The sequence below is a fragment of the Streptomyces sp. NPDC057474 genome (genome assembly GCF_042802555.1).
Classification (GTDB): Bacteria; Actinomycetota; Actinomycetes; order Streptomycetales; family Streptomycetaceae; genus Streptomyces.
Window position 1 is genome coordinate 1 of sequence record NZ_JBHVDX010000339.1, and the last position, 7,363, is coordinate 7,363.

Below are 7,363 nucleotides of genomic sequence, written 5' to 3' on the forward strand. Positions count from 1 at the left end.
GGCCCCCTCTCGTGAGGGGGCCACGGCCGACGTACGGTCACGGGTTCAGGCCGCGACCGGCTCCTTCGTCTCCGCCTCGGCGGCTGCGGGAGCGGACTCGGGCGTCGTGCCCGCCGGGGCCTTGCGCATGCCCTTCAAGGCGATGACCAGGCCGGCCGTGACCGCCGTACCGACCGCGATGGCCAGCAGGTAGAGGAACGGCTTGCCGATCAGCGGGGTGACCCAGATGCCGCCGTGCGGGGCGCGCAGGGTCGAGCCGAAGGCCATGGCCAGCGCGCCGGTGACCGCGCCGCCCGCCATCGAGGCGGGGATCACGCGCAGCGGGTCGGCGGCCGCGAACGGGATCGCGCCCTCGGAGATGAACGAGGCACCGAGCACCCAGGCCGCCTTGCCGTTCTCGCGCTCGGCGGTGGTGAACAGCTTCTTGCGGATCGTGGTGGCGAGGGCCATGCCCAGCGGCGGGACCATGCCGGCCGCCATGACCGCCGCCATGATCTTCATCGCGGAGTCGCTGGGGTCCTGCACGGCGATACCTGCGGTGGCGAAGGCGTACGCGACCTTGTTGACCGGGCCGCCCAGGTCGAAGCACATCATCAGGCCGAGGAGGACGCCGAGCAGGATCGCGTTGGAGCCGGAGAGGCCGCTCAGCCAGTCGGTCATGCCCTTCTGGGCATCGGCGATGGGCTTGCCGATCACCACCAGCATCAGGAAGCCGACGACCAGCGACGAGATCAGCGGGATCACGACCACCGGCATGATGCCGCGCAGCACCGGCGGGATCTTGATCCGCTGGATACCGAGGACGACGGCGCCGGCGATCAGACCGGCGGCCAGACCGCCGAGGAAACCGGCGTTGATGTTGGCGGCGATCATGCCGCCGACGAAGCCCGGCACGAGACCGGGCCGGTCCGCCATGCCGTACGCGATGTAACCGGCGAGGACGGGGATCAGGAAGCCGAAGGCCACGACGCCGATCTGGAACAGCAGCGCCGCCCAGCTGTCGACCTGGAGCCAGACGAAGTGCTCGGTGACCGGCTTGGCCTTGTCGATCTCCCAGCCGCCGAGCGCGAACCCGAGAGCGATCAGCAGACCGCCCGCCGCGACGAACGGGACCATGTAACTGACGCCGGACATCAGCCACTTGCGCAGCTTGGTGCCGTAGCCCTCGCCGGGCTCGCCGGCGCGGTCGACCGGGGTGCCGGGGCGAGCGGACGTCGTGACCTCGCCGCGCTCGGCCTTGCCGCGGACCTCGGCGATCAGTGCGGCGGGGCGGCTGATGCCCGCCTTCACGCCGACGTCGACGGTGGGCTTCCCGGCGAACCGGTCCTTCTCCCGTACGGGCACGTCGTGGGCGAAGATCACGCCGTCGGCGGCGGCGATGACCGCCGGGTCGAGGCGGGAGAAGCTGGCCGAGCCCTGCGTCTCGACGACGATCTCGACGTCACCGGCGTCCCGGCCCGCGTTCTCCAGCGACTCGGCGGCCATGTAGGTGTGCGCGATGCCAGTGGGGCAGGAGGTGACGGCGACGACACGGAAGGGGCGGGCCTCGGCGGGGGCGGCCTCTTCGGGGGCGGTCGGCGCCGGCGTCGTGCTGACCGCGGCGGCGTCGGGGGAGGCCGTTCCGCCCGACGCCGCCGCGGAGTCTTCGGTGCCCTCGGTGGGCTGCGCGTCCTCGTCGCCCCGGATGAGCGCGGCGGCGCGGGCCGCGTCGTCCACGGCGCGGAGCGCGTCCGTGAACTCGGTGTTCATCAGCTGGCGGGCGAGGGAGGACAGGATCGTGAGGTGGGCGTCGTCCGCGCCCGCCGGGGCGGCGATCAGGAAGATCAAATCGGCGGGGCCGTCGGGCGCGCCGAAGTCGACGCCGGCCGCGCTGCGACCGAAGGCGAGGGTCGGCTCGGTGACGTGTTCGCTGCGGCAGTGCGGGATGCCGATGCCGCCGTCGAGGCCGGTCGGCATCTGCGCCTCACGGGCGGCCACGTCGGCGAGGAAGCCGTCCAGGTCGGTGACCCGGCCCTTCGCCACCATGCGCTCGGCGAGGGCACGCGCCGCCGCTTCCTTCGTATCGGCGGACAGGTCGAGATCGACCAGGTCCGCGGTGATCATCTCGCTCATCGCGGGCTCCTTCGCACGCGTATCGCCCGGGGGGTGTGGTGGGCGGGGGTGGGGACGGAAGTGTGGGGGGTGCGGGCCACGGGGGCCGACCAGGGGAGGGAGAGGCGTGGGGCGGCGGGTAAGGAAAAACGAGGGTTCGTTCGCGGACTGCCGGAGCAGGCGGAGCGAAGTGCGGGCCGGCGACCAGAACGACGGTTCGTTCGCGAGGCGCCGAGGCCGAGGCCGAGGCCGACGCCGACGCCGACGCCGACCAGGCGAGGTTCGGGCCGGCCGCCAGGACGAAGGTTCGTTCCCGCTCCGCCCCGACCCCCGGGCCGCTCCCCACCCCCGCCGCCAGAACGACGGTTGGTCCGTGATCTCCCGCTCATGACACCGGCTCTTTCAGGACCCGGTCCACCGGCACCTCCGACGTCACCGTCACCGCCGCCGGGTCCAGATCGCCCGGCGTCGGCATGACGCTTCCCGGTAGCTGCACGGCGGCCGCGCCGTGGGCGACCGCGGAGGCCAGTGCTTCGGGGCCGTGACCGCCGGCGATGAGGAAACCGGCGAGGGAGGAGTCGCCGGCGCCGACGTTGCTGCGGACGGCGTCGACGTGGGCGGTGCCGAACCAGGCGCCCGAGGCGTCGACGAGGAGTTGTCCGTCGGCGCCGAGGCTGGCGAGGACGGCGTCGGCGCCCATCTCGCGGAGCTCTTCCGCGGCCTTGACGGCGTCGCCGACCGTGGCGAGGGGGCGGCCCACGGCTTCGGCGAGTTCCTTGGCGTTGGGCTTGACGACGTCCGGGCGTTCGCGGAGTGCGGCGAGCAGGGCCGGGCCGGAGGTGTCCAGGGCGATGCGGGCGCCGGCCGCGTGGGCGCGGGCGACGAGTTCGGCGTACCAGGACGGGGCGAGGCCGCGCGGGAGGCTGCCGCAGCAGGCGATCCAGGAGGCGTCGGCGGACTGGGCGCGGACGGTCTCCAGGAGGAGTTCCTGCTCGGCGGCCGACAGTTCCGGACCCGGCGCGTTGATCTTCGTCAGGACGCCGTCGGCCTCGGCGAGGGCGATGTTGGAGCGGGTCGCCCCGGCCACCGCCACCCGCGCGACCTCGATGCCCTGCGCGTCGAGCAGGTCCGCGACCAGCGCGCCCGGCGCTCCGCCCAACGGCAGTACGGCCACGGTGCGCCGGCCGGCGGCGGCGACCGCCCGGGAGACGTTGACGCCCTTGCCGCCCGGGTCCATGCGTTCGCCGGTGGCCCGGATGACCTCACCGCGGTCGAGGGAGGGGACCTCGTACGTGCGGTCGAGGGACGGGTTCGGGGTGACGGTGAGGATCATGAGCGGTCTTTCCGGCCGTTGGTCCGGGGGTCGTCGGTCCGGCCCGCGGCGGAGCCGCCGATGGGCTCAGTGCCCGGGACACGCAGCACTTCGGTGCCCTTGTGTTCGATGGCGAGGGCGTCTTCGGGGCTCAGCCCGCTGTCGGTGATCAGCAGGTCCACGTCGCTCAGGTCGCCGAAGCGGGCGAAGTGCTCCTGACCGTGCTTGGAGGAGTCGGCGAGCAGCACCACGCGCCGGGCGGCGGCCATCGCCGCCCGCTTCACGGCGGCCTCGGCGAGGTCGGGGGTGGTCAGGCCATGGTCGGCGGAGAAGCCGTTGGCCGCCACGAACAGGACGTCGGCGCGGATCTCGCCGTAGGCCCGGAGCGCCCAGGCGTCCACGGCGGCGCGCGTACGGTGGCGGACGCGGCCGCCGACCAGGTGGAGCTGGATTCCCGGGTGGTCGGCGAGGCGGGCCGCGATCGGCAGGCTGTGCGTGACCGCGGTGAGCGCGGCCTCCAGCGGGATGGCGGCGGCGAGGCGCGCGATCGTCGTACCGGCGTCGAGGACGATGGTGCCGTCGCTCGGCAGTTCGGCGAGGGCGGCCTGCGCGATACGGTCCTTCTCGTCGGCCGCGGTGCCCTCGCGCTCGGCGAGGTCGGGCTCGAAGTCCAGGCGGCCGGCGGGGATCGCGCCGCCGTGCACCCGCTGGACGAGGCCGGCGCGGTCGAGGGTCTTCAGATCCCGGCGGATCGTCTCCGCCGTGACCTGGAACTCCTCCGCCAGCGACACCACGTCCACCCGGCCGCCGTCACGTGCAAGCCGGAGGATCTCCTGCTGCCGCTCCGGTGCGTACATGTCCGTTCGCCTCCGACCGATGCCCGATTCTGTGGTTTCGCTCGGAGGCTACGCCCGGATTTCCAAAAAGTAAACAGGTTCGGGCGCGGCACAGACACGGACGGACATGATCGGGCTTGCGACGAGACCGGGCCCCGCACCTCGGAGGTGCCGGGCCCCGCTCTCGTCGCCGTCAGCTTCGGCTCGCCGCCGTCGGCTCGCGCCGTAAGCGCGCCGACCTGCCGCCGGTCAGCGCACCGCCGAGTCGGTCTCCGCGGACGCCGACTCGGCGGTGTCCACGGACGCCGACTCGGCGGTCTCCGCGGCGGGTCGCCCCGGCAGGGCGAACATCAGCAGGAAGATCGCGATCAGGACCGCGGCCACCCAGCCGAGCGCGTACTCGAAGGCGTCCACGAAGGCGGGGCCGATCTCGGCCGGGGCGAGGTGGTCGTCCATGACGCCGAAGAAGACGACGGCGACCAGCCCGAGGCCCAGCGCGTTGCCCATCTGCTGGACCGTGCTGATCAGCCCGGACGCGGAACCGGCGTGCTCACGCGGGACTCCGGAGAGGATCGCGTCGGTCAGCGGGGCGACGATGAGCCCCATGCCCGCACCCATCACGACCAGCGGGAACGCCATCTGCCAGGAGGTGATGGCGAGGCCGTACCGTGCCGACTCCGCCAGGTACAGGAGCACCCCGGCCGCCATCAGCAGGGCGCCCGACTGGAGGACCTTGCGGCCGAAGCGCGGGACGAGCTTCTGGACCGAGACCCCGGCCGCGACCGAGACGGCGATGGAGAACGGGATGCCGGTGAGGCCGGCCCGCAGGACGCTCCAGCCGAGGCCGGTCTGCAGGTAGAGGGTCCAGACGAGGAAGAAGACGCCGAGGGCGATGCCGAAGACGGTCTGTACGGCGATACCGGCCGCGAAGCTCTTCACCTTGAACAGCGACAGTTCGATCAGCGGGGATCCGTCGCGCGCGGTCTTGCGCCGCTCGTACGCCACGAGCGCCGCGAACACGGCCAGCGAGCCGGCCATCGAGACGTACCCCCACAGCGGCCAGTCCAACTCACGGCCCCGGGTGAGCGGGTAGAGCAGCATCAGCAGGCCGGCGGTGACGAGGGCGACGCCCACGAGGTCCAGCTTCAGGGCGTACGGGGCCTTGGACTCGGTGATGAAACGGCGGCCCAGGATCAGGCCCGCGATGCCGACCGGGAGGTTGATCAGGAAGATCGCCCGCCATTCGAGGCCGAGCGGGTTCCACTCGATGAGCAGGGCGCCGAGCAGCGGGCCGGAGACCGCGCCGAGGCCCACGATCGCGCCGAACAGTCCGAAGACCTTGCCCCGCTCGTGCGCCGGGAAGGTCGCGTGCACGATCGACAGCACCTGCGGCACCATCAGCGCGGCGGTCGCGCCCTGCGCGATCCTCGCCGCCACCAGCATCTCCGGGTTCGCCGCGAGGCCGCACAGCGCGGAGGCGACCGTGAAGCCGCCGATGCCGAGGAGGAAGATCCGCCTGCGGCCGTGGATGTCGCCGAGCCGGCCGCCGGTGACGAGGCCTGCGGCGAAGGCGAGGGCGTAGCCGGCGGTGATCCACTGGATCTGGCTGAACGTGGCGTGTTCGCTTCGCTGGATGGAGGGGATCGCGATGTTGACGATGGTGACGTCTACGAGGTCCATGAAGGCGGCCGTCATGACGATGGCGAGGGCGATCCAGCGTCGGGCTCCGCCGGGGGGTGCCGTGTTCAGCGCCGTTGAGGTGGTTGCCGTCGGCTCGCTGCGGGTTGGCTGTGGCTGGTCGCGCTCACGCGGCGGGGTCGCGGATGTAGCAGAGGTAACTGCCCCACGCCCCTTCAGGGCGCTCGTGGTGGAGGTCATGCGCTGAAAGTAGAGGACCAGTAGGTCAGATCGTGTCCTATTTCTGCGGCATCCTCGGGCTTATGACCACTGACACTCCGGCGCGACTCCTTCAACTCCTCTCCCTCCTCCAGACACCTCGCGAGTGGCCCGGTGGTGAACTCGCCGGGCGGCTCGGGGTTTCGCGGCGGACCGTTCGTCGGGACATCGATCGACTGCGGGAGTTGGGGTATCCGGTGCAGGCGTCGAAGGGGGCGGAGGGCGGATATCGGCTGGTGGCGGGGAAGGCGATGCCCCCGCTCGTGCTGGACGACGAGGAGGCCGTGGCGATCGCGGTGGGGTTGCGGGCCGGGGCCGGACACGCGGTGGAGGGGGTGGACGAGGCGTCCGTACGGGCGCTCGCCAAGCTCGAACAGGTGCTGCCGTCGCGGTTGCGCCACCGGGTCTCCACGCTGCAGGCCGCCACCACTCCCCTGACCAGCGGCGACGGAGCGACCGTCACACCCGAGACGTTGACCGTGATGGCTTCGGCGGTGGCGGGTCAGGAGCGGCTGCGCTTCGCCTACCGTTCCGGCGACGGGACGGACTCGCGGCGCCACTGCGAGCCGTACCGGCTCGTCTCGACCGGCCGCCGTTGGTACCTCGTCGCGTACGACCTCGACCGCGCCGACTGGCGCACCTTCCGGGTCGACCGGGTCGAGGAACCCTTCGCCACGGGCGCCCGGTTCACGCCGCGCGAGCTGCCGACGGGGAGTGCGGAGGAGTATCTGAAGCAGTCGATGTACCGGCGGCAGGAGACGTACGAGTTCGACGTCACCTTCGCCGCGCCCGCCGAGTTCATCGCGGCCCGGCTCCCCCGCTGGTTCGGAACGCCCGAACCCGTCGACGAGCACAGCTGCCGGCTACGGGCCTCCGTCGGCGACTCCGTGGAGTGGCTGGCCGTACGGCTCGCCGTGGTCGACTGCGACTTCACCGTGCACGAGCCGCCGGAACTGGTCGGCTACGTACGGGAGTTGGGCGCGCGGCTGGCTCGGGCGGCGGGCGGAGCAGAGGGGTGAGGAGCGGGGCGCCGGGCCTCTGACGTGTGAATATGGCACTCACCACGCCTCGGGCGGAGATGCCTCTGTGGCACAATCTGCCGTTCGGGTCACCCCGGGGTTCAGGTCCGGGGTGGCCCTTTGGTCTGCCCGTCCCGGACGCCCTCGGGTCGGTCCGTTCCGGCGGATGCGGAAAAGGAGCCGGGCTCCGGCGCCGGGGGGGTGGCGCC

General features: G+C 72.5%; 5 protein-coding genes. 1 reads left to right on the forward strand and 4 read right to left on the reverse strand.

The window, feature by feature from the left end:
• Positions 1 to 45: 45 nt before the first annotated feature.
• The 4 genes from ACFU53_RS44970 to ACFU53_RS44985 form a co-directional block, all read right to left on the reverse strand.
• On the reverse strand, positions 46 to 2,112 hold the full coding sequence (locus ACFU53_RS44970) for a fructose-specific PTS transporter subunit EIIC (RefSeq protein ID WP_384005807.1): 2,067 nt from the start codon (positions 2,110 to 2,112) through the stop codon (positions 46 to 48).
• 364 nt (positions 2,113 to 2,476) lie between these two features.
• Positions 2,477 to 3,424 carry a 1-phosphofructokinase gene (gene pfkB, locus ACFU53_RS44975; protein WP_384005809.1) on the reverse strand — a complete coding sequence of 316 codons (948 nt, stop codon included), beginning with the start codon at positions 3,422 to 3,424 and terminating at the stop codon, positions 2,477 to 2,479.
• Positions 3,421 to 4,260 carry a DeoR/GlpR family DNA-binding transcription regulator gene (locus ACFU53_RS44980; RefSeq protein ID WP_384005811.1) on the reverse strand — a complete coding sequence of 280 codons (840 nt, stop codon included), beginning with the start codon at positions 4,258 to 4,260 and terminating at the stop codon, positions 3,421 to 3,423. Before ACFU53_RS44980 ends, pfkB begins: the two co-directional genes overlap by 4 nt.
• 228 nt (positions 4,261 to 4,488) lie before the next feature.
• Complete coding sequence (locus ACFU53_RS44985) at positions 4,489 to 6,117, reverse strand: MFS transporter (RefSeq protein ID WP_384005813.1); 1,629 nt, start codon at positions 6,115 to 6,117, stop codon at positions 4,489 to 4,491.
• Positions 6,118 to 6,179: 62 nt separating this feature from the next.
• Here ACFU53_RS44985 and ACFU53_RS44990 point away from each other — a divergent pair, with 62 nt between their 5' ends.
• Positions 6,180 to 7,154: a helix-turn-helix transcriptional regulator gene (locus ACFU53_RS44990; RefSeq protein WP_384005815.1), complete on the forward strand. Its 975-nt coding sequence runs from the start codon at positions 6,180 to 6,182 to the stop codon at positions 7,152 to 7,154.
• Positions 7,155 to 7,363 lie beyond the last annotated feature (209 nt).

Bases quoted from the DNA above. Each gene is read 5' to 3' on its own strand.
- ACFU53_RS44970 (WP_384005807.1), bottom strand. From the start codon at position 2,112: ATGAGCGAGATGATCACCGCGGACCTGGTCGATCTCGACCTGTCCGCC.
- pfkB (WP_384005809.1), bottom strand. From the start codon at position 3,424: ATGATCCTCACCGTCACCCCGAACCCGTCCCTCGACCGCACGTACGAG.
- ACFU53_RS44980 (WP_384005811.1), bottom strand. From the start codon at position 4,260: ATGTACGCACCGGAGCGGCAGCAGGAGATCCTCCGGCTTGCACGTGAC.
- ACFU53_RS44985 (WP_384005813.1), bottom strand. From the start codon at position 6,117: ATGACCTCCACCACGAGCGCCCTGAAGGGGCGTGGGGCAGTTACCTCT.
- ACFU53_RS44990 (WP_384005815.1), top strand. From the start codon at position 6,180: ATGACCACTGACACTCCGGCGCGACTCCTTCAACTCCTCTCCCTCCTC.